General features: G+C 45.0%; 22 protein-coding genes and 1 pseudogene. 17 read left to right on the forward strand and 6 right to left on the reverse strand.

Translation table 11 applies throughout. From position 1 onward, the window contains the following. The first annotated feature begins 108 nt into the window (after positions 1-108). From glgB to glgP, 5 genes are read left to right on the forward strand one after another with little or no spacing between them, the layout of a single operon-like run. On the forward strand, positions 109-1,989 hold the full coding sequence (glgB, locus tag NST16_RS02760) for a 1,4-alpha-glucan branching enzyme (RefSeq protein ID WP_340883786.1): 1,881 nt from the start codon (positions 109-111) through the stop codon (positions 1,987-1,989). Then, positions 1,989-3,131 carry a glucose-1-phosphate adenylyltransferase gene (locus NST16_RS02765; protein ID WP_326196386.1) on the forward strand — a complete coding sequence of 381 codons (1,143 nt, stop codon included), beginning with the start codon at positions 1,989-1,991 and terminating at the stop codon, positions 3,129-3,131. The genes glgB and NST16_RS02765 overlap by 1 nt, the downstream gene beginning before the upstream one ends. Before the next feature lie 24 nt (positions 3,132-3,155). After that, positions 3,156-4,187, forward strand: a complete 1,032-nt coding sequence (gene glgD, locus NST16_RS02770) for a glucose-1-phosphate adenylyltransferase subunit GlgD (RefSeq protein ID WP_010331611.1) — start codon at positions 3,156-3,158, stop codon at positions 4,185-4,187. Further along, a complete protein-coding gene (gene glgA / locus NST16_RS02775; protein ID WP_340883788.1) occupies positions 4,184-5,638 on the forward strand; it encodes a glycogen synthase GlgA in 1,455 nt (484 codons plus the stop codon). The genes glgD and glgA overlap by 4 nt, the downstream gene beginning before the upstream one ends. Continuing rightward, positions 5,625-8,021 carry a glycogen phosphorylase GlgP gene (gene glgP / locus NST16_RS02780; RefSeq protein ID WP_340883789.1) on the forward strand — a complete coding sequence of 799 codons (2,397 nt, stop codon included), beginning with the start codon at positions 5,625-5,627 and terminating at the stop codon, positions 8,019-8,021. Before glgA ends, glgP begins: the two co-directional genes overlap by 14 nt. A gap of 30 nt (positions 8,022-8,051) precedes the next feature. Here glgP and NST16_RS02785 read toward each other — a convergent pair. Both NST16_RS02785 and NST16_RS02790 read right to left on the reverse strand, forming a co-directional pair. Beyond that, positions 8,052-8,518 (reverse strand): annotated as a pseudogene (locus NST16_RS02785) (TspO/MBR family protein). 148 nt (positions 8,519-8,666) lie between these two features. Continuing rightward, positions 8,667-9,386 carry a yteA family sporulation protein gene (locus tag NST16_RS02790; RefSeq protein WP_340883790.1) on the reverse strand — a complete coding sequence of 240 codons (720 nt, stop codon included), beginning with the start codon at positions 9,384-9,386 and terminating at the stop codon, positions 8,667-8,669. Between the two features lie 291 nt (positions 9,387-9,677). Here NST16_RS02790 and NST16_RS02795 point away from each other — a divergent pair, with 291 nt between their 5' ends. From NST16_RS02795 to NST16_RS02840, 10 genes are all read left to right on the forward strand, one after another. Further along, complete coding sequence (locus tag NST16_RS02795; RefSeq protein WP_340883792.1) at positions 9,678-11,093, forward strand: isochorismate synthase; 1,416 nt, start codon at positions 9,678-9,680, stop codon at positions 11,091-11,093. After that, positions 11,090-12,832: a 2-succinyl-5-enolpyruvyl-6-hydroxy-3-cyclohexene-1-carboxylic-acid synthase gene (menD, locus tag NST16_RS02800; protein WP_229146395.1), complete on the forward strand. Its 1,743-nt coding sequence runs from the start codon at positions 11,090-11,092 to the stop codon at positions 12,830-12,832. The genes NST16_RS02795 and menD overlap by 4 nt, the downstream gene beginning before the upstream one ends. Then, the gene (menH, locus tag NST16_RS02805) at positions 12,820-13,644 is read left to right on the forward strand and encodes a 2-succinyl-6-hydroxy-2,4-cyclohexadiene-1-carboxylate synthase (protein WP_229146396.1); all 825 of its coding nucleotides are present in this window, start codon (positions 12,820-12,822) and stop codon (positions 13,642-13,644) included. The genes menD and menH overlap by 13 nt, the downstream gene beginning before the upstream one ends. Positions 13,645-13,677: 33 nt before the next feature. Continuing rightward, on the forward strand, positions 13,678-14,496 hold the full coding sequence (gene menB, locus NST16_RS02810; protein WP_010331603.1) for a 1,4-dihydroxy-2-naphthoyl-CoA synthase: 819 nt from the start codon (positions 13,678-13,680) through the stop codon (positions 14,494-14,496). 93 nt (positions 14,497-14,589) lie between these two features. After that, entirely contained in the window at positions 14,590-16,050 is a 1,461-nt protein-coding gene (locus NST16_RS02815; protein WP_340883798.1) for an o-succinylbenzoate--CoA ligase, read from the forward strand. Next, complete coding sequence (menC, locus tag NST16_RS02820) at positions 16,047-17,162, forward strand: o-succinylbenzoate synthase (protein ID WP_326218200.1); 1,116 nt, start codon at positions 16,047-16,049, stop codon at positions 17,160-17,162. The genes NST16_RS02815 and menC overlap by 4 nt, the downstream gene beginning before the upstream one ends. Before the next feature lie 276 nt (positions 17,163-17,438). Continuing rightward, positions 17,439-18,362 carry a metal ABC transporter solute-binding protein, Zn/Mn family gene (locus NST16_RS02825; RefSeq protein ID WP_229146398.1) on the forward strand — a complete coding sequence of 308 codons (924 nt, stop codon included), beginning with the start codon at positions 17,439-17,441 and terminating at the stop codon, positions 18,360-18,362. An 18-nt stretch (positions 18,363-18,380) separates the two neighbouring features. Then, on the forward strand, positions 18,381-19,133 hold the full coding sequence (locus NST16_RS02830; RefSeq protein ID WP_010331599.1) for a metal ABC transporter ATP-binding protein: 753 nt from the start codon (positions 18,381-18,383) through the stop codon (positions 19,131-19,133). 5 nt (positions 19,134-19,138) lie between these two features. Then, positions 19,139-20,446 carry a metal ABC transporter permease gene (locus NST16_RS02835; RefSeq protein ID WP_340883801.1) on the forward strand — a complete coding sequence of 436 codons (1,308 nt, stop codon included), beginning with the start codon at positions 19,139-19,141 and terminating at the stop codon, positions 20,444-20,446. Further along, the gene (locus tag NST16_RS02840) at positions 20,436-21,323 is read left to right on the forward strand and encodes a metal ABC transporter permease (RefSeq protein WP_340883802.1); all 888 of its coding nucleotides are present in this window, start codon (positions 20,436-20,438) and stop codon (positions 21,321-21,323) included. Before NST16_RS02835 ends, NST16_RS02840 begins: the two co-directional genes overlap by 11 nt. A 21-nt stretch (positions 21,324-21,344) precedes the next feature. Here NST16_RS02840 and NST16_RS02845 read toward each other — a convergent pair whose 3' ends face one another. Genes NST16_RS02845 through NST16_RS02855 form a run of 3 tightly spaced genes read right to left on the reverse strand, consistent with a single transcriptional unit; the run spans position 21,345 to position 23,974 of the window. Beyond that, positions 21,345-21,503, reverse strand: coding sequence for a DUF1540 domain-containing protein (locus NST16_RS02845; protein ID WP_010331596.1), 159 nt, complete (start codon positions 21,501-21,503; stop codon positions 21,345-21,347). Positions 21,504-21,556: 53 nt separating this feature from the next. After that, complete coding sequence (locus NST16_RS02850) at positions 21,557-22,600, reverse strand: cytochrome d ubiquinol oxidase subunit II (RefSeq protein ID WP_340883803.1); 1,044 nt, start codon at positions 22,598-22,600, stop codon at positions 21,557-21,559. Between the two features lie 42 nt (positions 22,601-22,642). Next, positions 22,643-23,974, reverse strand: a complete 1,332-nt coding sequence (locus NST16_RS02855; RefSeq protein WP_010331594.1) for a cytochrome ubiquinol oxidase subunit I — start codon at positions 23,972-23,974, stop codon at positions 22,643-22,645. Between the two features lie 201 nt (positions 23,975-24,175). On the opposite strand from NST16_RS02855, the gene NST16_RS02860 reads away from it, so the two are divergent. Together NST16_RS02860 and NST16_RS02865 are read left to right on the forward strand one after the other, a co-directional pair. Then, positions 24,176-24,424, forward strand: a complete 249-nt coding sequence (locus NST16_RS02860; RefSeq protein WP_010331593.1) for a type B 50S ribosomal protein L31 — start codon at positions 24,176-24,178, stop codon at positions 24,422-24,424. A 110-nt stretch (positions 24,425-24,534) separates the two neighbouring features. After that, positions 24,535-25,098, forward strand: coding sequence for a beta-class carbonic anhydrase (locus NST16_RS02865; protein WP_010331592.1), 564 nt, complete (start codon positions 24,535-24,537; stop codon positions 25,096-25,098). On the opposite strand, the gene yidD is transcribed toward NST16_RS02865, so the two are convergent. Further along, positions 25,095-25,322, reverse strand: a complete 228-nt coding sequence (gene yidD / locus NST16_RS02870; RefSeq protein WP_010331591.1) for a membrane protein insertion efficiency factor YidD — start codon at positions 25,320-25,322, stop codon at positions 25,095-25,097. The two genes, NST16_RS02865 and yidD, sit on opposite strands and share 4 nt — an antisense overlap. Between the last annotated feature and the right edge of the window lie 108 nt (positions 25,323-25,430).

Here is a 25,430-nt window from a genome sequence, read left to right on the forward strand (position 1 = left end):
AATGAAGTTTTATGTCAATAAATATAAGCGCTTTCTAGAAAGGGCTTTTTTTTATTTCTCCGAATAAATAATATAAATGAAAACTATGATGTCAGAAAGGATGATTACATGGCCGCTGCCAGCCCAACAGCACATGATGTTTATCTTTTTCACGAAGGCAGTCTGTTTAAAAGCTATCAGCTGTTTGGCTCGCATTATCGCGAGCTGAATGGCCAAACCGGGTATGAGTTTTGTGTGTGGGCGCCTCATGCGTCAGAAGTTCGAGTGGCTGGGGATTTTAACAGTTGGTCAGGTGAGCTTCATGTGATGCAAAAAGTTAATGATAACGGCATTTGGACATTATTTGTTCCAGGTCTGAAAGAAAAGGAACGATATAAGTATGAAATCGTGACAAATAGCGGGGAGACTATGCTGAAGGCAGACCCGTATGCTTTTTATTCAGAAGTAAGACCGAATACGGCGTCTCTTACTTACGATCTTGCAGGGTACAGCTGGCATGATCAAAAGTGGCAAAAGAAGCAGAAAGATAAAACGATATATGAAAAGCCGGTTTTTATTTATGAGCTTCACCTTGGTTCATGGAAGAAGCATTCCGATGGCACGCTTTACTCCTATGAAGAATTAGGCCAGTCTCTTATTCCTTATATCAAAGAGCAGGGGTTTACCCATATCGAGCTGCTGCCCGTTTATGAACATCCTTATGATCGCTCTTGGGGTTATCAAGCAACGGGGTATTACAGCCCGACAAGCCGATTTGGCACGCCTCATGATTTGATGAGGTTTGTGGATGAATGCCATCAGGCAAACATCGGCGTCATACTTGATTGGGTCCCCGGACATTTTTGTAAAGATTCGCATGGGCTTTATATGTTTGATGGAGCGCCTCTTTACGAATATCAAGAAGAGCGTGACCGGGAGAACTGGCTGTGGGGCACCGCTAACTTTGATTTAGGAAAACCGGAAGTTCAAAGTTTTTTAATTTCTAATGCGTTGTACTGGGCGGAATTCTATCATATAGATGGTTTTAGGGTCGATGCCGTGGCCAATATGCTGTATTGGCCAAATCAGGCTGAACGCCATATGAATCCATATGCAGTTGCATTTTTAAAGAAGCTGAATCAAACAATGCGGGAGGCATATCCGCATGTCATGATGATAGCGGAAGATTCCACCGAATGGCCTCAAGTAACAGGTTCTGTTGAGGAAGGGGGACTTGGCTTTCATTTTAAATGGAACATGGGCTGGATGAATGATGTGCTGAGATACATGGAGACGCCTTTTGAACAAAGGCGGCACTGCCATCAGCTCGTGTCTTTTTCCTTGCTTTATGCGTTTAGTGAACATTTTGTATTGCCATTTTCTCATGATGAAGTCGTGTATGGGAAAAAATCACTTCTTCATAAAATGCCTGGCGACTATTGGCAGAAATTTGCCCAATATCGGCTTTTACTCGGTTATATGACCGCTCATCCCGGTAAAAAACTCATTTTTATGGGTTCGGAATTTGCTCAATTCGATGAATGGAAAGATACAGAACAGCTTGATTGGTTTTTGAACACCTTCCCCATGCATCAGAAAGCAAGTGTTTTTACTCAAGATCTTCTCCGCTTTTATCAAAAAAGCAAAATCCTTTATGAAAATGACCATCGTGCTCAATCATTCGAATGGATTGATGTCCACAATGAGGAGCAATCAATTTTCTCTTTTATTCGGTACGGCAGACGGCACGGTGAGGCGCTTATCATCTTATGTAATTTTACACCCTCGGTCTATCATCAATACGATGTAGGCGTTCCCTTTCTTACCCAATATATCGAAGTGTTGAACAGTGACAATGAAAAATATGGGGGCTCAGGTCAATTGAATAAAAAGCCGTTAGCAGCCAAATCTGGAGCTGTTCATCAAAAACCGTACTATATCACGATGACAATCCCCCCTTATGGCATTTCGATAATGCGGGCGGTGAAAAAAAGAGGAGAGATAAAATAATGAAAAAACAATGTGTGGCTATGCTCCTTGCCGGCGGGAAGGGCAGCCGTCTCAGCGGATTAACAAAAAACATGGCAAAACCGGCCGTATCTTTTGGAGGAAAATACCGGATTATTGATTTTACGCTCAGCAACTGCTCGAATTCAGGCATAGACACAGTAGGCATCTTAACACAATATCAGCCATTGGAGCTGAATTCCTATATTGGCATTGGCAGTGCATGGGACCTTGACAGGCATAATGGCGGAGTTACAGTATTGCCTCCTTATGCTGAGTCATCCGAAGTGAAATGGTATAAAGGGACGGCAAGCGCAATTTATGAAAATCTCAATTACCTGAACCAATATGATCCCGAGTATGTGCTGATCTTATCAGGCGATCACATTTATAAAATGGACTACGGCAAAATGCTTGATTTTCATATTGAAAAGAAAGCGGATGTGACCATCTCCGTGATTGAAGTGGGATGGGAAGAAGCAAGCCGATTCGGCATCATGAAAGCAAATGAAGACGGGGTCATCACACATTTTGATGAAAAGCCTAAATTCCCAAAGAGCAATTTGGCATCCATGGGTATTTATATTTTCAATTGGCCGCTCTTGAAGCAATATCTTGAGATAGATGACCGGAATCCGTATTCAAGCCATGACTTCGGCAAAGATATCATTCCTCTGCTTTTGGAGGAGAAAAAGAAGCTTTCCGCTTATCCGTTTAAAGGATATTGGAAGGATGTCGGAACGGTGCAGAGCTTATGGGAGGCTAATATGGATTTGCTGAAAGACCAGTCTGAGCTGGGGCTGTTTGAACGCAATTGGAAGATTTACTCTGTCAATCCGAATCAGCCTCCGCAATTTATTTCGCCTGAGGCGCAGGTTCATGACTCACTTGTGAATGAGGGGTGTGTTGTTTATGGGAATGTGTCTCACTCCGTTCTTTTTCAAGGGGTCACCGTCGGTAAGCACGCAACGGTCAAGCGTTCAGTGATTATGCCGGATGTGACAATCGGTGAGCATGTCGTGATTGAGAATGCCATCGTGCCTAAGGGATTGGTGCTTCCAGATGGCGCTGTGATTAAATCTGAAACAGACATTCAGGAGGTGCTGCTTGTATCGGAGGAATTTGTAGAGAAAGAATTGATTTAATGACTGAAGAGGAGGCAGAATCAGTTGATCAATAATCAAATGTTAGGTGTTATAGATGAAACCACATATAAGCATTCTCTTCAGGATTTAACCGCACAGCGGTCACTTGGTGCGATTCCTTTTGCTGGCAGGTACCGTTTGATAGATTTTATGCTGTCCAATATGGTGAATGCGAATATTAGGAGTGTAGCGATTTTTCCGAAGTATCGCTACCGGTCTCTTATGGATCATCTTGGAGCAGGGAAGGAATGGGATTTGCACCGAAAAAAGGACGGTCTCTTTTTTTTCCCGTCACCGCATTTGCATGATGAGTATGATGAATTCGGTTCATTCCGCCAGTTTTCTGATCATCTCGATTACTTTCATAGAAGTACACAGCAATATGCCATCATCACCAACAGCCATACTGTATGCAACATTCAATTTCAATATGTGTTAAAAAGACATCAGGAGGTGGGCTGTGACATTACCGAGGTCTTTCAGGACGGTCAGTCGCTCCAAATCTATATCATGTCTTCTAAACTCTTGAAAGAATTGATCTACGGACATGTTGAAAAAGGATATAGAACCATTCAAGAAGTTGTTGAAAAAGAAGCTTCCGCATTGACCATTTGCCCATACGAATATTCGGGGTATGCGGCCGTTATTGATTCTGTAGAAAAGTATTATACCCATAGCATGGAGCTTATTCAGCCGCGTTTTTGGCAGCAGGTGTTTTTGCCACAGCAGCCGATTTATACAAAAGTGAAGGATGAGCCCCCAACAAAATACGGGAAGTACAATACCGTTAGAAATTCTTTAGTGGCAAACGGCTGTGTGCTTGAGGGAGAGGTCGAAAACTGCATCTTGTTCAGGGCGGTGCATGTCGGGAAAGGCACGAAGCTGAAAAATTGCATTATTATGCAAAAAACGCAGATTGGTGAGAATTGTTTGCTGGAGCAGGTGATTGCTGATAAGGATGTCAAAATCGGCAATGCAACTGAAGTCTCGGGAACGGAGGAGCAGCCGCTCGTATTAAAAAAAGGATTGGTGCAAGGAGAGCTGATGAATTCTTGAAGGTGTTATTTGCTGTCTCAGAATGTACCCCGTTTGTAAAATCAGGAGGCTTGGCCGATGTGGCCGGCGCGCTGCCCAAAGTGCTTTCTCGTCTTGGGAACGACGTAGCGGTGATCATGCCGAAATACAGTCAAATCCCTGAAGCCTGGCAAAAACGTATGAAGAAAACAGCTGAATGTACAGTTGCTGTTGGCTGGCGTCAGCAATATTGCGGAATTGAACATTTGGCTGAAGATGGTGTGAATTATTATTTTATCGACAATAAATATTATTTTTCAAGGGATTCCCTGTACGGGCATTTTGACGACGGAGAGCGGTTTGCTTATTTTTCAAGAGCTGTGCTGGAAGCGGCAGAAGCAGTAAATTTTCAAGCTCATATCGTTCATACTCATGACTGGCATACAGCTATGGTCAATTACTTGTTGAAAGAGGAATACAGCAAGCACCCCTTTTATGAGCAGATGAAAAGTGTGCTCACGATCCATAACTTGCAGTTTCAAGGTGTTTTCCCGCCAGAGGTGACACATGACTTGCTCGGGCTGGACATGAGTCATTTTCATTATGAAAGATTAGAATGCAATGGATTTGTTAATTTTATGAAAGCGGGGATTATTGCTGCTGATCATGTAACAACGGTGAGCCCGACTTATAGAAATGAAATCTTAACGCCTTATTACGGCGAGCAGCTTGAGCCAGTTTTGCAGTATAGGGAAAAGGATTTAACAGGGATCTTAAACGGTATTGACGACTCTTTCTATCAGACAGAGAGCAATCCGTATATTGAAGTGCATTACGATCCTGAACATCTTGATTTAAAGGAAGAAAATAAAACGAAGCTCCAGCAGCGGATGGGCCTTCCGGTACGGGAAGATATTCCGCTGATCAGTATGGTAACAAGGCTGACCAAACAGAAGGGGCTTGATCTTGTTAAGAGAATGATGCACGAGCTGCTGGAGGAGAGAGATATACAGCTGATTGTGCTCGGTACAGGGGAACGGGAATTTGAGGACTACTTCCGGTACATTGAATTTGCATTTCACGATAAATGCAGGGCGTATATTGGGTTTGATGAGCCGCTCGCCCATCAGATTTATGCGGGCTCAGATTTGTTTTTGATGCCCTCGAAATTTGAGCCGTGCGGTCTGGGGCAGATGATTGCGCTTCAATATGGCACTATTCCGATTGTCAGAGAAACGGGCGGGCTTTATGATACAGTCCGTTCCTACCGGGAGGAAGAGGGAACAGGCAACGGTTTTACGTTCTCAGCCTTTAATGCTCATGATCTGAAATTTACGATCGAGAGGGCGCTGTCGTTTTATCGCCAAAAGGATGTATGGAAGAGCATCATGAAAACTGCAATGAATACAGATTACAGCTGGAAACAATCAGCAAAACAATATCAGCGCATTTTCGAGCATGTGACAAGGAGTGGACGGGATGTTCTCGAGTAAAGAACGCTTTGCAGCCTTATTTTTAAAGCGTCTAGAAATGACGTGCGGGAAAAGCTTTCAAGAATCTTCCAAGCTTGATCAATATAAAACCTTAGGCAATATGATCAGAGAGTACATCAGCGCTGATTGGATTCAGACAAATGAAAGAAGCAGGTCCAATTCCGGAAAGCAGACATATTATTTGTCGATTGAATTTCTTCTCGGGCAGCTCCTTGAACAGAATTTAATGAATCTCGGTATTCGGGATGTAGTGGAAGCGGGTCTGAAAGAGATCGGCATCAGTCTAGACGAGATCCTTTATATGGAGAGCGATGCGGGGTTGGGGAATGGCGGTCTCGGGCGATTGGCTGCTTGCTTCTTAGATTCTCTGGCTTCGTTAAATTTGCCTGGGCATGGGATGGGTATTCGGTATAAGCATGGCTTATTTGAACAAAAGATTGTTGACGGGCATCAAGTTGAGCTGCCTGAGCAATGGCTGAAAAACGGAAATGTATGGGAAGTAAGAAATGCTGATCAGGCGGTTGACGTGCCGTTTTGGGGCGAGGTGCATATGACTGAAAAAAACGGCTGTCTGCATTTTCGTCATGAACAAGCAACAATCATTACCGCCGTTCCTTACGATATCCCGATCATCGGATATGATACGGGCACAGTCAACACGTTAAGACTTTGGAACGCCGAGCCTTATGCGCATTATCACGGCGGCAATATTTTGTCTTATAAACGGGAAACAGAAGCTGTATCTGAATTTTTGTACCCTGATGACACGCATGACGAGGGTAAGATATTACGGCTGAAGCAGCAGTACTTTCTAGTGTGTGCAAGTTTAAAAAGCATAGTGAACAATTACCGTAAAACGAATCAATCATTATATAGCCTGCATAAAAAAGTAAGCATTCATATTAATGACACCCATCCTGCACTTGCTGTGCCAGAGCTGATGCGGATTTTGCTTGATGAAGAGAACATGAGCTGGGAAGATGCCTGGCATATCACGGTACATACAATTTCCTATACGAATCATACGACACTGTCAGAAGCGCTTGAAAAATGGCCGATTCATTTATTTAAGCCGTTACTCCCGCGAATGTATATGATTATTGAAGAGATTAATGAGAGGTTTTGCAGAGCGGTTTGGGAGAAGTATCCCGGTGACTGGAAAAGGATAGAGGATATGGCGATTACGGCGCACGGAGTTGTCAAAATGGCTCACCTCGCAATAGTGGGAAGCTACAGTGTCAACGGAGTTGCCAAAATTCATTCCGACATATTAAAGGAACGGGAAATGCGTAATTTTCATTTGATGTTTCCGAATCGGTTTAACAATAAAACAAATGGAATTGCCCATAGACGCTGGCTGTTAAAAGCCAACCCCGGCTTGTCCGCCATGATAACAGATGCGATAGGCAATGAATGGATAAAACATCCGGAATCCCTGATTCAGCTCGAACCGTACGCTACTGACCCCGCTTTTATTGAGCAGTTCCAAAATAACAAAAGCAGAAAAAAGCAAGAGCTTGCTGATCTGATTTTTTGCACTGCCGGAGTGGCAGTGAATCCGGACAGCATATTTGACGTGCAGGTGAAACGGCTTCATGCGTATAAACGGCAGCTGCTGAATGTTCTTCATATTATGTATTTGTATAACCGCCTGAAGGAGGATTCGGGATTTTCAATTTATCCGCAAACCTTTATTTTCGGAGCAAAGGCTTCACCAAGCTATCATTACGCGAAGAAAATCATTAAACTGATTCATTCCGTTGCGGAGAAGGTAAATTATGATCCGGCGGTGAGGCAGCTGCTCAAGGTCGTTTTTTTAGAAAATTACAGGGTTTCTATGGCGGAGCAGATTTTTCCGGCATCAGATGTAAGTGAACAAATCTCGACTGCAAGCAAGGAAGCGTCCGGTACAGGAAATATGAAGTTTATGATGAATGGCGCGCTGACAATCGGCACGCATGACGGGGCAAATATTGAAATTCTGCAACGCGTCGGAGCTGATTGTGTTTACACATTTGGTTTGAAGGCGGATGACGTCCTTTCCTACCAGGAAAACGGAGGCTACAGATCAAGGGAATATTATCAGCATGACCGCAGAATCAGGCAGGTTGCCGATCAGCTGATCAACGGCTTTTTTGAAGGTGAACCTGATGAATTTGAATCCATCTATGATTCGCTGCTGCCGCATAATGACGAGTATTTTGTGTTGAAGGATTTCAGCTCATACGCGGATGCTCAGGAGCGTGTTCAAGCTGATTATCAAGATCGGCGAAAATGGTCAGAGCGTTCAATCTTAAACATTGCCCATTCAGGCTATTTTTCAAGCGACCGGACAATTCATGAATATGCGAAACACATTTGGAAAATTAACCCGATGGTGTAAAAAAGCCGCTGTTTGAGCGGCTTTTTTTGTTCAAAGATTCATTGAATAGATCGTAAAGGATAAGACTGTTGCAAAGGCACTCCATAAAAAATAAGGCACAAGAAGCCAGCTTGAGGCCCTGCTGTATTTTTTTGCAATGATGATCACAACCAGCGCTGTTATGGTGACAAGCAGGCAGTCAATGGATGCGGCAAGGAGATTCTTTTGCGTAAACTGAAAATAACTGAATGCCTGATTCAGCACAAATTGATCAAAAACGCCAGCCAAAAGCTTTTCGCTTGTCTAAATGACCTTTTGGCATAAACAATGGCAGCTGAAAGAGAAATCAGTGCAAACAGGATGGCCCAGATGATGCCGATCGTTGGCCCGCTTGGCGTCCAGTCTGGCTTTTTCAGTGAATGATACCAATTTTTGTCGATCGGAAATAGATAGTCTGCGGCTGAAAACAGCGCGTATGTAAGGATAAAAACCACGATTGCGCCGATCATCTTTTTCATGTGTTTCCTCCGGTATGTATTTATTTTACATGTACTTTCCCTTTATCTTGGATAGATCACCCCCGCGGTATGCGGGGGTGATGATGTAGATGAGCTGCAGTTATACGGTTTGTATACAAATGCAGACATTAACTTTTTCCCGGGGGTGTCAATCTGCATGGAGGTCGCCAAAAGTCGTCATGATGCCTTCTTCATCCAGCTCTTCCTCATAACGTTCATGTGCCCTGCTTGGATACACCGTAATTTCTTTGCCTGTAATATCTGTGGCAATGAAATTCTCATATGATTCTGTATTGCCGATATTTTCTTCGGCATTCATTGTCATATCATCATAGCTGAGCGGTGGATTTTCCATGTCCTGCGGTGTTTCTGAGTTTCCGTATTTTTCAACGTCCTGGTAGGAGTCTTCACTGTCATAAGGCGCTCTGATTTCTTCATCATCGTCAAATTCAAATTGACCGAAGGGTGTTTCTTCCTCAATCGGACGGTCTTTGGAAACGACATCCTGTGATGAATACTCTGCGAGCGTCGTGGCAGTCGGAAGCGCTTCAAGACGTTCATAAGGGATTTCTTTTCCGCTGACCTCACAAATCCCGTACGTGCCGTTTTCTATCGCCTTCAATGAATGCTCAATGTCCCGGAGATGCTCCCGTTCATGCAAATCAAGAGCAATGTCTTTTTCACGCTCATAAAGCTCTGTCGCCTGATCGCCTGGGTGGTTGTCATAAGCAGAAAGCTCACCCCATGAATCATACGGAAAGGCGGAATTGAGCTGAAAGTGGTCATTGTCTTTGAAGCGGTTCAATATATCTTCCTTCGTTTCTTCAAGTTCTTTTTTAAAATGCTGAAGCTGTTCGTTTGTAAGCAATATAATCGCCTCGTTTCTCTGTAATGCATACCTTTAGTATGGACAGATCGCCTGAGAACTTTCATAAATCCCTTGTGGAGGAATATAGGAGATTTTCCTTATATGGTAAGCGGATACAACCTTTGCTATCAGTGGAGAAAGAAATTTAAGGTTTGTTTCTTTTTCATTTCTGGAATTAGGTTTATAATAGGTAAGGCGGGCCATTTGGACTGCATGATCTGTGTATTTGACACAATGTAGACACAGGTGTATGGTATTAAAAGCATTTTAAGAATTATGGAGGAATGTCTCATGGTGACAACGGTGCAGCGTACGTTCCGAAAGGAAGTTCTACATGCATTATATAAAGCCAAAGAAGTCAACCATGCTGTCTTAATAAGCTATTCGAGACAAATTGAGTCTCTTGACCCTCTATCATTTTTCAATTACGGAGCAAAAAAATATACAGGCAATCGATTTTTTTGGTCAGAACCTGAAAGTGAATTGACAATAGTCGGTCTTGGCAAAGAAGCTGTTTTCCATACGAATCAAAAAAACGACGAGCGGTATCGTGAGGTTTTTGAACAATGGGAGCGCTTTAAAAAGACGGCTTTTCATATTTATGAAGAAGAAAAGCTGCAGCACTCTGCAGTGGGACCTGTTTTATTCGGAGGCTTTTCCTTCGACCCTTACGAAGAAAGAGGTACTGAATGGGACCATTTCTCGGAAGGGGATTTCTTTGTGCCTTCGCTTATGCTGACGATAACTGCTGAAGGCCCATTCCTGACAGTTAACAGATGGGTAAGCGGAGAAGATGATGCAGAAGCTGTTTTGGAAGGCTTAAAATCTTTTGCAGCGGAATTTATGATCCCTGATTTCAATCAAGAAGATCAGGCTGTGATGACAGCATCTCAGGAGCTGGATAAGTCTGATTGGCTGAAAGCAATCGAAACGGCAACAAGCCAAATTAAAGAGAAACAATATGATAAAGTGGTTCTTGCCAGAGAGCTGCTGCTCACGTTTGATGGTCCGGTCAAAATTGAACCGGTGCTTGAAACGCTATTGACCGATCAGCAGACAAGCTATGTTTTTGCAATCGAACAAGAAGGCAAAACCTTTGTCGGCGCTTCTCCGGAAAGACTGATTAAAAGAGACGGGAACACTGTCATGTCTACTTGTCTGGCAGGTTCTATAAAGCGCGGCTCCGATGAAGAAGAAGACCGCCGCATCGGCCTTGAATTATTAAACGATGAGAAAAATCTGCTGGAGCATGATATTGTTGTAGGCATGATTCATAACGCTTTTGTATCAAGCTGTTCGGACGTTGAAAAGCCTGACAAACCTGTATTGTACAAAACGAAAAGCGTCCAGCACTTATTTACGCCGATTGTCGGGCAGCTTCGTGATTCAGCTTCGCTATTTGACTTAATAGAGAAATTGCATCCTACTCCGGCGCTTGGGGGAGCACCTCAGAAAAAAGCGGTAGAAGTGATTAGAGAGATCGAACCGATGTCCCGCGGCTGGTATGCGGCTCCTGTCGGCTGGATTGACAGTCAGGATAACGGAGAATTTGCTGTTGCCATCCGTTCAGGGCTGATTGAAGGCAGCACAGCACGCCTGTTTGCCGGGTGCGGCATTGTGGAAGACTCTGAACCGCAATCGGAATACGAAGAAACACAGATGAAATTAAAGCCGATGATCTCTGCACTGGGAGGTGAGAGACGTTGACAGTGAACCCGATTACTCATTACATCGGAAGTTTTATTGATGAATTCGCCCTTTCCGGAATTACGGACGCTGTCGTTTGTCCAGGCTCAAGATCCACACCGCTGGCAATTCTTGCAGCCGCGCATCCGGATATCAACGTCCATATCCAAATTGATGAAAGATCTGCCGGGTTCTTTGCATTGGGGCTGGCAAAAGCACAGCAGCGTCCCGTGCTTCTGATTTGCACATCAGGAACGGCCGCGGCCAACTTTTATCCGGCTGTGATTGAAGCCCATTATTCAAGAGTACCGATTATAGTGTTAACTGCTGATCGGCCGCACGAGCTGCGTGAAGTAGGCGCACCGCAGGCCATTAATCAGCACTTCTTATTCGGTAACTTTGTTAAGTTTTTCACAGACTCTGCTCTTCCCGAAGAGTCGCCGCATATGCTGAGATATATCCGAACGCTGGCAGGACGTGCCGCCGGGGAAGCACAAAAGCGTCCAATGGGTCCTGTGCACGTGAATGTACCGCTTCGTGAGCCGCTGATGCCTGATCTTTCTGATCAGCCGTTTGAAAGAATGAGAACTGGGCGTCACGTGTCAGTGAAAACGGGTACGCAATCGGTGGACCGGAACTCTCTGTCTGACGTGGCTGCAATGCTGAAAGAGGCCGAAAAAGGCATGATCGTCTGCGGAGAACTTCACAGTGATGCTGATAAACAAAACATTGTGAAGCTGTCAAAAGCGCTGCATTATCCAATTTTAGCTGACCCGCTGTCTAACCTGCGGAACGGCGTCCATGATAAAAGCACCGTTATTGATGCGTATGACTCATTTTTAAAAGATGATGAGCTGAAGTCAGCACTGCGGCCTGATGTCGTGATCCGTTTCGGACCGATGCCTGTTTCAAAGCCGGTTTTCTTGTGGCTGAAGGATGACCCAGCCATTCAGCAGATTGTGATTGATGAGGATGGCGGCTGGAGAGACCCGACACAGGCAAGCGCACATATGATTCACTGCAGCCCGTCTAGTTTTGCCGAGGCGATCATGGCTGAACAGACTGGAGTGGACCGAACTTTGGAATGGCTGGAAAAATGGCAGATTGTGAACCAGCGTTTCCGTGAGCATTTGCAAACGGTCAGCAATGAAGAGGTTTCATTTGAGGGCAACCTCTACCGAATCCTCCAGCATCTTGTGCCCGAAAATAGCTCGCTCTTTGTCGGAAACAGCATGCCAATCAGGGATGTTGATACGTTTTTCGAAAATCAGGACCGCAATTTCCGTATCTATTCAAACCGTGGCGCAAATGGGATTGATGGTGTCGTCTCTTCTGCCATGGGTGTTTGTGAAGGAACAAAAGCGCCTGTGACACTCGTGATCGGGGATTTGTCTTTTTATCATGATTTAAACGGGCTGCTGGCGGCTAAAAAATTGGACATTCCGCTTACTGTGATCCTCGTGAACAATGACGGCGGAGGGATTTTTTCATTTTTACCGCAAGCATCTGAAAAGACACACTTTGAAGATTTGTTCGGCACGCCGACCGGGCTCGATTTCAAGCATGCTGCTGAGCTTTACGGAGGCACGTATTCATGCCCGGCTTCGTGGGATGAATTTAGAGCATCATACGCACCGCAGGCTGACAAGCCCGGCCTTCACATTATAGAAATCAAAACGGATCGCCAATCAAGAGTTCAGCTTCATCGTAATATGCTGAATGAGGCTGTGCGGGAAGTGAAAAAACAATGGGAACTGTAAACATAACTGTTGCAGACGGCGTCCGATATGCTGTGACAGACGATCGGCCCAGTGCTTCTGATGCCGTCGTCTGTCTGCACGGGTTTACCGGCAGCAAAGAATCCTGGGCCTTTCTCGACCAGTTGCTGCCTAATTCTCGTGTCATCAAAATTGATTGCTTAGGGCACGGAGAAAGTGATGCCCCGCTGAATGGAAAAAGATATAGCACGAGCCGGCAAGTTTCAGACCTTGCCGAGATATTTGATCATTTAAAACTTCACAAAGTGAAACTTATTGGTTATTCTATGGGGGGAAGGCTTGCTTATTCCTTTGCCGTGACATACCCCGAACGGATATCAGCGCTTGTGCTCGAAAGCACGACGCCCGGCCTTAAAACCCTCGGGGAACGGAAAGAACGAATCTTGCGGGATCGGAAGCTTGCGGATTTTATTTTGCGTGACGGGATCAAAGCCTTTGTGGACTATTGGGAAGGCATCCCTTTGTTTTCGACGCAGCAGCGGCTTGCTGATGAGGTTCGGCAAAGGATACGATTGGGCCGTCTGAGAAACAATAACATTGGGCTGGCCAACAGTTTAATCGGTATGGGCACCGGTTCACAGCCTTCCTGGTGGGGCCGGTTAAAAGATGTTGCGGCGCCTGTGCTTCTCATCTGCGGAGAATGGGACAAAAAGTTTTGCGCCATTAATCAAGAGGTGCATAAGAAGCTTCCATCTAGTAGAATAGAGATTGTTCCTGAAGCAGGCCATACAGTGCATGTGGAACAGCCGCATTTTTTTGGTAAAATAGTGAGTGAGTTTTTAACAAATGTATAACTCGGTACATGGAAAAATAGAGGAGGTCATATCATGGCTGTAGAATGGAAAACTGAACGTACATATGATGAAATATTGTATGAAACGTATAATGGTATTGCAAAAATAACAATCAACCGCCCTGAGGTACATAACGCCTTTACACCTAAAACGGTTGCTGAAATGATTGATGCATTTGCTCGCGCGAGAGATGATCAAAACATCGGCGTTATCGTGCTTGCCGGTGCCGGAGACAAAGCGTTTTGTTCTGGCGGAGACCAAAAAGTGCGCGGACACGGCGGTTATGTAGGCGACGACCAAATTCCGCGTTTAAACGTACTGGATCTTCAGCGTTTAATTCGTGTCATTCCGAAACCTGTTGTTGCGATGGTATCCGGATATGCGATTGGCGGAGGACACGTGCTTCACATCGTATGTGACTTGACAATCGCTGCCGACAATGCGATTTTCGGACAAACCGGCCCTAAAGTGGGAAGCTTTGACGCAGGTTACGGTTCAGGCTACCTGGCTCGCATCGTAGGACATAAAAAAGCCCGTGAAATCTGGTACCTTTGCCGTCAGTACAACGCGCAGGAAGCGCTGGATATGGGACTTGTCAACACAGTTGTTCCTTTGGAACAGCTTGAAGAAGAAACGATTAAATGGTGTGAAGAAATGCTTGAGAAAAGCCCGACCGCACTTCGTTTTCTTAAAGCTGCGTTTAACGCGGACACAGACGGACTTGCTGGAATTCAGCAGTTTGCAGGGGATGCAACCCTTCTTTACTACACTACTGATGAAGCGAAAGAAGGCCGTGATTCCTTTAAGGAGAAACGCAAACCGGATTTCGGCCAATTCCCGCGTTTTCCGTGATCAGCAGATACGTATGAAACTAACAGCTTGAGCCATTGCGGTCCAAGCTGTTTTCTCTTTTAAATCAAGTAATTTCACCTCGGAGATGATGACATGCTGACAGAACAGCCCAACTGGCTCCTGCAACGGGCACAGCTAACACCTGATAGAATCGCTCTCATTTATGGAGATCAAACCGTGACATTTGCTGAATTATTTGCCGCATCCAAACGAATGGCGTCACAGCTTTCAGCTCATTCTTTTCGAAAAGGGGACACCGCAGCTCTTCTGCTCGGAAACCGGGCGGAGATGGTATATGCTGTTCACGCTTGCTTTTTGCTCGGCGTAAAAGCGGTCTTGCTGAATACAAAGCTGTCTAAACATGAAAGGCTGTTCCAGCTGGAGGATTCCGGCGCCCGCTTTTTACTGACGGACGAAAGTTTTGACATGCAGGATTATGAGCAAATGGCTGAAACCATTAATGTCGATGAACTGGTAAAAGAAGAGGCACAGGATATTGAAATTGAGCCATATATGCAAATGGACGCAACGGCGACGCTCATGTATACCTCCGGGACAACCGGCAAGCCCAAGGGAGTTCAGCAAACGTTTGGAAATCATTATTTCAGTGCGGTGTCTTCTGCTCTTAATTTGGGTATAACAGAAAAAGACCGCTGGCTTATCGCGCTGCCGCTCTTTCATATCAGCGGACTGTCAGCGTTATTTAAATCTGTGATTTACGGAATGACGGTCGTGCTTCACCAGCGTTTTTCAGTAAGTGATGTATTGGATTCTATCGACAGGCATCAAGTTACGATTATTTCTGCGGTGCAGACAATGCTGGCAAGTCTTTTGGCAGAAACAAACCGCTGCCCGTCATCCATCAGATGCATCCTGCTCGGCGGAGGTCCTGCGCCGCTTCCTTTGCTAGAAGAATGCCGAGAGAAAGACTTCCCCGTTTTTCAATCATATGGAATGACGGAGACATGCTCACAAATCGTTACTCTCTCGCCGGAATTCAGTATGGAAAAGCTCGGATCAGCAGGAAAACCGCTGTTTTCATGCGAAATCAAAATTGAGCGGGACGGAAAAGCGTGTGAGCCGTTTGAACACGGTGAAATTATGGTGAAAGGCCCGAATGTCATGAAGAGCTATTTCAACCGGGAAAGCGCAAATAAAGCATCCTTTCAAAATGGCTGGCTGAAAACAGGCGATCTCGGTTATTTGGACGGTGAAGGATTTTTATATGTATTGGACAGGCGATCAGATCTTATCATTTCAGGCGGAGAAAATATTTATCCCGCTGAAGTGGAGTCTGTGCTGCTTTCTCATCCGGCTGTTGCAGAAGCCGGCGTTGCAGGCGCGGAGGACATAAAATGGGGAAAAGTGCCTCATGCTTATCTTGTGCTCCAGCAGCCTGTCAGAGCTGAAGAACTGACCGCATTTTGCAAAGAACGATTGGCGAAATATAAAGTTCCGGCAAAATTCTTTGTATTAGGCCGCCTGCCGCGCAATGCGTCGAATAAGCTATTGCGAAATCAGCTGAAGGATGCGCGTAAAGGAGAACTGTTATGATCGAAATAGAAAAAATTACGCTTTATCATTTGAGCATGAATCTAAAAAAACCGTTTAAAAACAGTATTGAGACACTTCAGGAGCGCAAATTTTTGATCGTGGAAGCCATCGATATATCCGGAGTTACAGGATGGGGGGAAGTATCTGCGTTCTCCTCACCGTGGTACACCGAGGAAACGATTGGTACTTGTCTGCATATGCTGAAGGATTTTTTTATTCCTAATGTCGTCGGACGTGAATTTAGCCACCCATCTGAAGTGCCGGACAGCTTGGCGCGCTACAAAGGTAATAGGATGGCAAAAGCGGGGCTTGAATCAGCTGTTTGGGATATTTATGCAAAAAAGAAGGGAATTCCTCTTGCGGAGGCATTAGGTGGGACAAGAGACAAAGTCCCTGCCGGGGTTGTTGTCAGCTTAGCGCCTCTTGAGGATATGCTGAAAGAAATTGAGGCTTATCAAAAAGAAGGCTATCAAAGAATTAAAATTAAAATTCAGCCAGGACAAGATGTGGAACTGGTAAAAGCCATCCGCTGCCGCTTCCCTGGCATCCCGCTGATGGCTGATGCGAATTCCTCTTATGAACTCAAGGATATCAGCCGCTTAAAGGAGCTTGATGAATATCATTTAATGATGATTGAACAGCCGCTCCAAGCTGACGATATTGTTGATCACCGCCACTTGCAGAAGCATATGAAAACGGCGATTTGCCTTGATGAAAGCATTTGCTCAGCTGATGACGCGAGACGGGCGATTGAGCTGGGAAGCTGTAAAGTAATTAATATCAAGCCTTCTCGCGTCGGCGGATTGACGGAAGCTCTAAAAATCCATGATCTGTGCAAAGAGCACAATATGCCGGTTTGGTGCGGAGGAATGCTGGAGACTGGCATTTCAAGAGCGCAAAACGTGGCGCTGGCTTCCTTGCCTCAATTTACAATACCGGGCGATATTTCGTCATCTTCAAGGTATTGGGATGAGGATATTGTGACCCCTGATATCCGTATCGATAACGGATTTATTTCTGTGTCGAAACAGCCTGGTTTAGGGGTTGAAGTAAATCAGGAAATAATGAGAAAATATGTGACCAAAATGGATGTTTTCACACAGCATGGATGAGAAAAAGACATTTTATCAATTTGAGAGAATGTGAGTGTGCTGTTATAGTAAAAGCGTTGAATACATCCCTTCTCGTTTGGACCGGCTGCTGAACCAGCCGGTTTTTTTATGTGAAAATGTCTTGACAGAAATGGACAAACGCGATAATTTTGCGCTAAGGAAACTTTTTGTCCTATATAAACAAAACATGCTTATGTCTAATTAAATGTCACATGTCTAAGAAAACACATCATATGATAAAACAACAGGACATCGATGGCAAAGAGGAGGGAACAAATGAAAAAACGAGGGCTGATAGCGGCATTGATCCTTGCATGCCTTGCGTTATCGGGCTGTGGATCAGAGTCTTCCGGTAAAAGCTTTGATCAGGGACTGCAAGTGACGGCAACGACATCTCAGATTGCGGACGCTGCTGAAAAAATCGGCGGAACGCATGTTAAGGTCACTTCTTTAATGGGACCGGGAGTAGACCCCCATCTTTACAAAGCGTCACAAGGTGATACGAGAAAATTAACATCAGCAGACGTTGTGCTTTACAGCGGCTTGCATCTCGAAGGGAAGATGGAAGACATTCTCCGTAAAATCGGTGAACAAAAACAAGCTGCAGCGGTCGCCGAAGCGATTCCGAAAAGCAAGCTTATTTCTGCGGGGAAAGGGAAGATGTATGACCCTCACGTCTGGTTCAGCATCCCATTATGGATTTACGCAATTGATGAAATCGAAAAGCAATTCAGCAAAGCGATGCCTGAGCATGCAGATGACTTTAAGAAGAACGCAAAAGAGTACAAAGATAATTTGCAAAATTTAGATAAATGGGCGCGTCAGGAGATTGCGAATATTCCGGAGAAAAGCCGTGTCCTTGTAACCGCCCACGATGCGTTTGCGTATTTTGGGAAAGAGTATGGATTTAAAGTAGAAGGCCTGCAGGGACTCAGCACAGATTCAGATTATGGCTTAAAGGATGTACAGGACCTGGTTGAGCTTTTGGCAGAAAAACAAATTAAGGCTGTTTTTGTAGAGAGCAGCGTGTCTGAAAAATCAATTAATGCTGTGGTGGAAGGAGCTAAAGAAAAAGGCCATTCGGTGTCAATCGGCGGTCAGCTCTATTCAGATGCAATGGGTGAAAAGGGGACAAAAGAAGGCACATACGAAGGCATGTTCCGCCATAATATCAACACGATTACGGAAGCGCTTAAATAAGGAATAGAGGTGAAAAAAATGTTTCCTGTTGAGCTGGAAAATGTAACAGTCGCTTATGATAAAAAGCCCGTTCTGCAAGAGATCTCGCTACAGGTGCCGGAGGGGAAATTAATCGGTATTATCGGCCCAAACGGCGCTGGAAAGTCCACCTTGATCAAAACGATTCTTGGTCTTGTGCCCCGTGCCTCAGGAGACATCTCCATTTACGGCGAAACTTATAAACAACAGCGGACAAGAATCGGATATGTGCCGCAGCGAGGTTCGGTTGATTGGGATTTTCCTACCAGCGCTCTCGATGTCGTGCTGATGGGAAGGTACGGACGAATCGGCCTGCTGAAAAGACCGAAAAAGGCAGATGTGGAAATGGCTGAATCGGCTTTAGAAAAAGTCGGCATGCTCGATTATGCGAAAAGGCAGATCAGCCAGCTGTCAGGGGGGCAGCAGCAGCGGGTATTTCTTGCCCGGGCACTTTGTCAGGACGCCGACATTTACTTTATGGATGAACCGTTTGCCGGCGTGGATGCAGCGACGGAGCGGGCAATTATGACTCTTTTGGCGGAGCTTAAGGATAAAGGCAAAACCGTACTTGTCGTCCACCACGACCTGCAAACCGCCGAAGACTATTTCGATTGGATATTGCTGCTTCATTTAAGGAAAATCGCCTTTGGACCGGCAGAGGACGTGTTTTCGATTGAAAACCTTCAAAAAACGTATGGAGGAAGGCTGACATTTCTAAAAGATAAAGTGCTGGCAGAAGGTAATAAGGGGTGAGCGCATTGATAGAAAGTTTGTGGCTGCAGCTCCAGCATCCGAATACACAGTGGGTGTTGGCTGGGACGCTTTTGCTCGGCGCAGCAAGCGGCGTGTTGGGGAGCTTTGTGCTGCTTAGAAAACAAAGTTTAATCGGAGATGCGATGGCCCATTCTGCCCTGCCGGGTGTGTGTCTCGCTTTTCTGTTCACCGGAGAAAAATCGCTCCCTTTCTTTTTGCTCGGTGCGGCGCTTGCAGGGCTTCTCGGAACGTGGATGATTCAGCTGATACCGCGGCTTTCAAAAACAAAAGAGGACTCGGCAATCGGGATCGTTCTCTCTGTGTTCTTTGGCGTCGGCATTATACTGCTGACATATATTCAGCAGCTGGGCTCGGGAAGCCAAAGCGGACTTGATTCCTTTCTGTTCGGCCAGGCTGCTTCATTAGTCAGACAGGATATCATTCTTATTGCGGGAGTATCCGCCGTTTTATTGCTGCTTTGTACGGTCTTTTTTAAGGAATTTAAAATCATTACCTTTGATATCGCATTTGCAAAGGGATTGGGATTGCCGGTGCGTTTTTTAAACGGACTATTGGCCTGTCTTATTGTCTGCGCTGTTGTGATAGGGCTTCAAACTGTAGGTGTCATCTTAATGGCAGCTATGCTCATTACTCCTGCGATTGCCGCAAGATATTGGACCGAGCGTTTAACGGGCATGATCATAATTGCCGGGATGGCAGGCGGGATGAGCGGCATGTCCGGAACGTTGCTGAGCACAACAATGGAGGGCATGGCGACAGGGCCTTTGATGATTTTATCGGCGACGATCATTTTTCTTTTTTCAATGATTTGCGCACCTAAGCGGGGATTGGCTGCTAAAGGGATAAGGTTAATAAGGCTGCGAAGAAAAACAAACCGGGAGCAGGTGCTTCTGACGATTTTTGAGCAGTATGAACATAGTGAAATATATGTAAAAGAGGAAAGTGTACGAAAGAAGAGGCGGCTTTCACCTTCATTATGTCATAAAGTTTTGGAAGATTTGGAAAAAGAGAGGTGCGTCGTGCGGATTGGAAACGGGATTTGGCAAGTGACACAGGCTGGGATAGAAAAAGGTTATCTTACAGCTTTAAAATATCGGATGTATGAAATGTACCTCATGCATGAAATGGATATGGAAAATGCAGATGCGGATCAGGATGATTTTGTGCCGGACCGGTTGCCGGAGGCCACAAGAGATAGACTTCTTTCACTTTTGAAGCTGCATGGCAGGATGCCTGAGCTCCGTCAGCCATACCCTGAAATCGAAAAGGGGAAGATTGCCAATGAGCTTTGAAGCGTGGATTATAGCGACGGGCATACTAGTCGGTGTCAGCTGTGCGTTGATCGGAACTTTTCTTGTATTAAGGAGAATGGCAATGCTGGCCGATGCCATCAGCCATACTGTTTTGCTTGGAATTGTTGGTGCTTTTCTTGTGACAAAAAGCCTGGACGGGATTCCTATGTTCATCGGTGCAGCCGTGTCGGGACTGTTAACAGCATTTTTGGTACAGCTTCTTCACAGCAAAGGGGTTCAATCAGATGCCGCCATAGGAGTTGTTTTTACCTCCTTATTTGCAGTTGGTGTCATTTTGTTATCAGTATATGGAGCGAATGTCCATCTCGATATTGAACATTCGCTAATGGGAGAAATCGCTTTTGTGCCATGGAATACGGTCACGATATTCGGAGTGGACATCGGGCCAAAAGCGTTTTGGATGCTGGTTGCTGTGCTGCTTATCAACATAACGATGGTCAGTGTGTGTTATAAGGAGTTTAAAATTGCTTCGTTTGATCCGCAAATGGCTTTGGCCATCGGGATACCGGTTATGCTGATTCATTACCTCCAGATGGGTATGCTGTCGCTAACGACCGTTGCCTCCTTTGATTCGGTCGGCGCCATATTGGTTGTGGCGATGCTGATTGTACCGCCTGCTGCTGCCCATCTATTAACGGACCGGCTGCTTTATATGCTGATTATCAGCGCGGTCATCGGAGGGCTGTCAGCTCTATTGGGCTATATCTGCGCAACATGGCTCAATGTTTCCATTTCCGGAGCGATGGCGTCAATGACAGGGGTTTTTTATGCTGGTGCCTTTTTATTTTCGCCATCAAACGGAGTGATGACGAAAAAGATGAGAACGCTCAAAACACAAAAAGAAAGAGCTGTCTGATGCCAGCTCTTTCTTTTATTTTTACAAATCTTGTGGTTTAAACGTTTTGCAGTCTGTTTCCCGGCTGTTTTCGGCAGTCTCGCCAGTATGGCTGACAACATAAATGGCATCGGCTGTGCATCTGTTGCCTTTGTCCCAATAAGAACAGTTGTTGACCTCGCATAGGATTTTCTGGTCCATGCCATCCCCTCCTTATAAAGGTTCAAGCTTAGTATAGCCGGTGGGCTTGGGCCCTATTCCTCCTGCTGGCGGATATACCGTTTATCCTTCATAAACAGCTTCCAGAAGAAATAGAAGCCCGGGAAGAGGATAATGAATGCAACGATATATGTCATAAACAGCGCTCTGAACGTGGCGGGCTCGGTGAAACCGGACATGATCGTCACGTCAGGATAAATCATATAAGGGAGGTGGGCGCGGCCGTACGCGTAGCTTGCCAGAAAATACTGTATCGCAATCGCGACAAGCGCCAGTCTGGGTTTCCCAATCTTTTTGCCGAAGCTTTTGTTAGGCAGAAAAAGAGCTATGCCTGCGATGATGAATGTAATAAACGAAGCAATAATCCAGGAAAAATCATTCATCATTCCAGTATAAAGCCAGTTTGCTTCATTCCGCATCGTTAGCATAATGCATATGGCAGATAGGAGCGAAATCGGACCGGTGATTAAGGCGCTTTTTCTGTATGCCGTGTAGGCGTCCTGTTCCTCAGCCACATTCGAAACATCCGCCAGCAGCAGAGAGGATAAAAATAAAGTGCTTAAAATCGCAAACCCTATGAATGAATAGGCGTTTGGGCTTGTCAAAATGGTAGACATATTCAAGCTGTATACCCCGTCTGTGCTTTCGATAAATCCACCATGTGTCACCGGAAGAACCAAAATCAGAACAGCGGGAATAATAAAACCCGAGATGCCGGAAATATATCTGAGCAATTTCCTTTCCTTCGCTGTGTTTGAAAAAACGAGAAAACCGCTTCGGATTGCTAAAAGCAATAAAATAATGCTGCCGGGAATTAATAAAACAGTTCCGAGCACAAACGTTGCACCTGGAAAAAAGCTGAAAAGCGCAACGACGATGGCCACGATAAAGACGTTAGTGACCTCCCAAGTCGGCGACAGAAAGCGATTCGCGATATCAGTCGCCTTCATATGCTCCTTGTTTAAGTAGATCATAGACCAAAATCCTGCTCCAAAATCCATTGTGGCCATGACGGCATAAATAAACACAAAACCCCAAATAATTGAGATGGCGATCAGAGCGTCCGTTGAAATGTCCATTTGTCGATCTTCCTTCCATTTAGTTTCCTGCTTGCGAAGCTATTAAGACTCCGCCGTATTTAAATCCTCATCCACAGGGTGCTTTTTGAAATAGTAAAGCAGTACATAAACGACAGCTGCGCCCAACACGGCGTAAACGAAGGTGAAAAACAGGAAAAGCACTCCGATCGAGCCTGTCGTCGTGACAACATCTGATGTCTTCAGCAGATGATAGATCACCCACGGCTGTCTCCCTGTACAAGCGAAAATCCAGCCGAATTCAATTCCAATCATGCTGAGAGGACCGGCTGTCATGAATATCACCAGCAGCCAGGTCGGAAAACGATCTTTCTTTAATACTTTTCTCCAGACGACACCGATAATGGAATAAAGAATAAGCAGCATTCCGACACCGACCATCGCATTAAATAACGTGTGGATAAAAAGCGGCGGCCATTCGTCTCTCGGAAACGCATTTAATCCTTTTACAACAGTGTCAAAACTGTTGGCTGCCAAAAAGCTTAATGCCCACGGAATCTCGATTGCCCATTTCACTTTTTCCTCCTCCGGATCGGTAAATCCTCCGATTGCAAGCGGGGCATGGGATCTTGTTTCAAAAAGGCCCTCTGCTCCGGCGAGCTTTTCCGGCTGATATTCATGCAGCATTTGTGCTGATTCGTGCCCGTTTAAGGCAGTTATCAATGAAAAGATACCGCCGACCGTCAGCGCGAGCAGCAGGGCTTTCCGGTGAAAGCGATAGACGTTTTCTTTTTTTCTGGACCGGATCATTTTGTATGCGGCAACAGAAGCAACGATAAAGGCTCCTGTCATGAACGCAGACAGAACGACATGGCCGGCGGTTACAAAAAAGCTTGGGTTAAAAAACGCGGCCCACGGATCAACATCAGTTATCTTTCCGTTTGTCATTTTAAATCCGGCTGGTGTTCCTTCAAAGGCATGGACATTCGTGATCAGAATGGCGGACGCCGCGGCTCCGATCAGCACAAAAACAACAGCGATAATCCTCATGACCGGCGATAAACGGTCTGCGGCATATACATAAATCGACATAAAAAGGGCTTCGATAAAAAAAGCGTAGATTTCAATTTGGAATGGCAGGGACATGACCCGGCCGACGACTTCCATAAAACCCGGCCATAAAAGCGCGAGCTGAGTACCGGCAATGGTTCCGGTCGGAATGGCGACCCCCAGCAAAACAGCCTGTGCTTTCGTCCATCTCTTCGCCATGATGGCATAATGGTCATCCTTCGTTTTTTGATAGATCAATTCAGCTATTAAAATCATGAGCGGCAGACCGACTCCCAAGGTTGCGAAAATGATATGAAAGCCCATTGTCGTACCAAAAAGACTCCTAGCCAAAACTAAATCATCCACAATAATAAACCACCTTTCACAAAACGATCTGTATGTAATATGGGTTTATTATTTGCTTCCTCGGTTAGATTATTCTTCCTGTTCTTAAAAGCTTGAGGTTTATGAAGCGAAAGATCGGGAAACATGTAAGGAGATTAACAAAATGTTTGTTAGGTTATAAAATAAAACGTAATTATTACGATTTATTAAGGAGAGATAGACATGAAGGAAGGAATTCATCCAAAGAATCACAAAGTAATATTTCAGGATGTAAACAGCGGATACCGCTTTTTGAGCAGGTCTACCAAAACATCGGAAGAAACAGCGGAGTGGGAAGATGGAAACACATATCCGGTTATTAAAGTAGAGGTAAGCTCAGATACTCATCCGTTTTATACAGGCCGCCAGAAATTCAATGAAAAAGGCGGAAGAGTCGAGCAGTTCAACAAAAGATACAACATGGGAAAATGAGGCAGCCGCAGGGCATGCCTTTTTTTCTGGTCTCAACATCATGCCGGTAGGATGACGAAAGGCAGTGGCTGTGATATATTGGAGAAAAAAGACCGGAAAGGAATACCGCTATGAGTCTTCTCAATGATATTCTTGAATTTAATAAAACTTTTATTGAACATAAAGATTATGAAAAGTATCAAACATCAAAATTCCCAGATAAAAAAATGGCGATTCTTTCTTGCATGGACACTCGTTTGGTTGAATTGCTGCCGCATGCGATGAATATGCGAAATGGTGACATCAAAATTATAAAAAGTGCCGGTGCGCTTGTCACTCACCCGTTCGGAAGCATTATGAGAAGTTTACTGGTAGCAGTGTACGAACTGAACGCCGATGAAGTCTGTGTAATCGGACACCATGATTGCGGCATGAGCAAAATCAGCAGCGAAAGCATGCTCAATAAAATAAAGGAAAGAGGAATACCGGAAGAACGCATCGAAACACTGAAGTACTCCGGAGTCGACTTTGATCAATGGTTTAAAAGCTTCGATTCAGTAGAAGCGAGCGTAAAAGACAGTGTGGACGTCATCAAACATCATCCGCTGTTCCCGGAAACTGTGCCTGTCCATGGTTTAGTCATTAATCCTGAGACAGGAAAACTGGATGTTGTCGTAAATGGCTATAACGATTAATCTTTGCGCTTTTTTTCTGGGACGGGGTCGACACCGCCCGGATGAAATGGATGGCATTTTAAAATCCGTATGAGAGTCAGCCATCCGCCTTTAAGGGCGCCGTGCGTTTTAATGGCTTCGATTCCATATTGTGAACAAGTCGGATAAAAGCGGCATGTTGGCGGCGTCAGCGGCGAGATGAATTTTTGGTACCCTCTGATCAAAGCAATAAATATGGTTTTCATGGGTCTTCAGCAACCTTTCTGATCCAAGTATAAAAAAAATAACGCGGTTTGAAAAGTTATTCGATAATTCTTATCGGAAAGGTATGTTATAATAAATATACATTTTTA

Origin of the sequence: Bacillus sp. FSL K6-1005, assembly GCF_038000225.1 — a bacterium.
In the GTDB taxonomy this organism is placed as follows: Bacteria; Bacillota; Bacilli; order Bacillales; family Bacillaceae; genus Bacillus; species Bacillus mojavensis.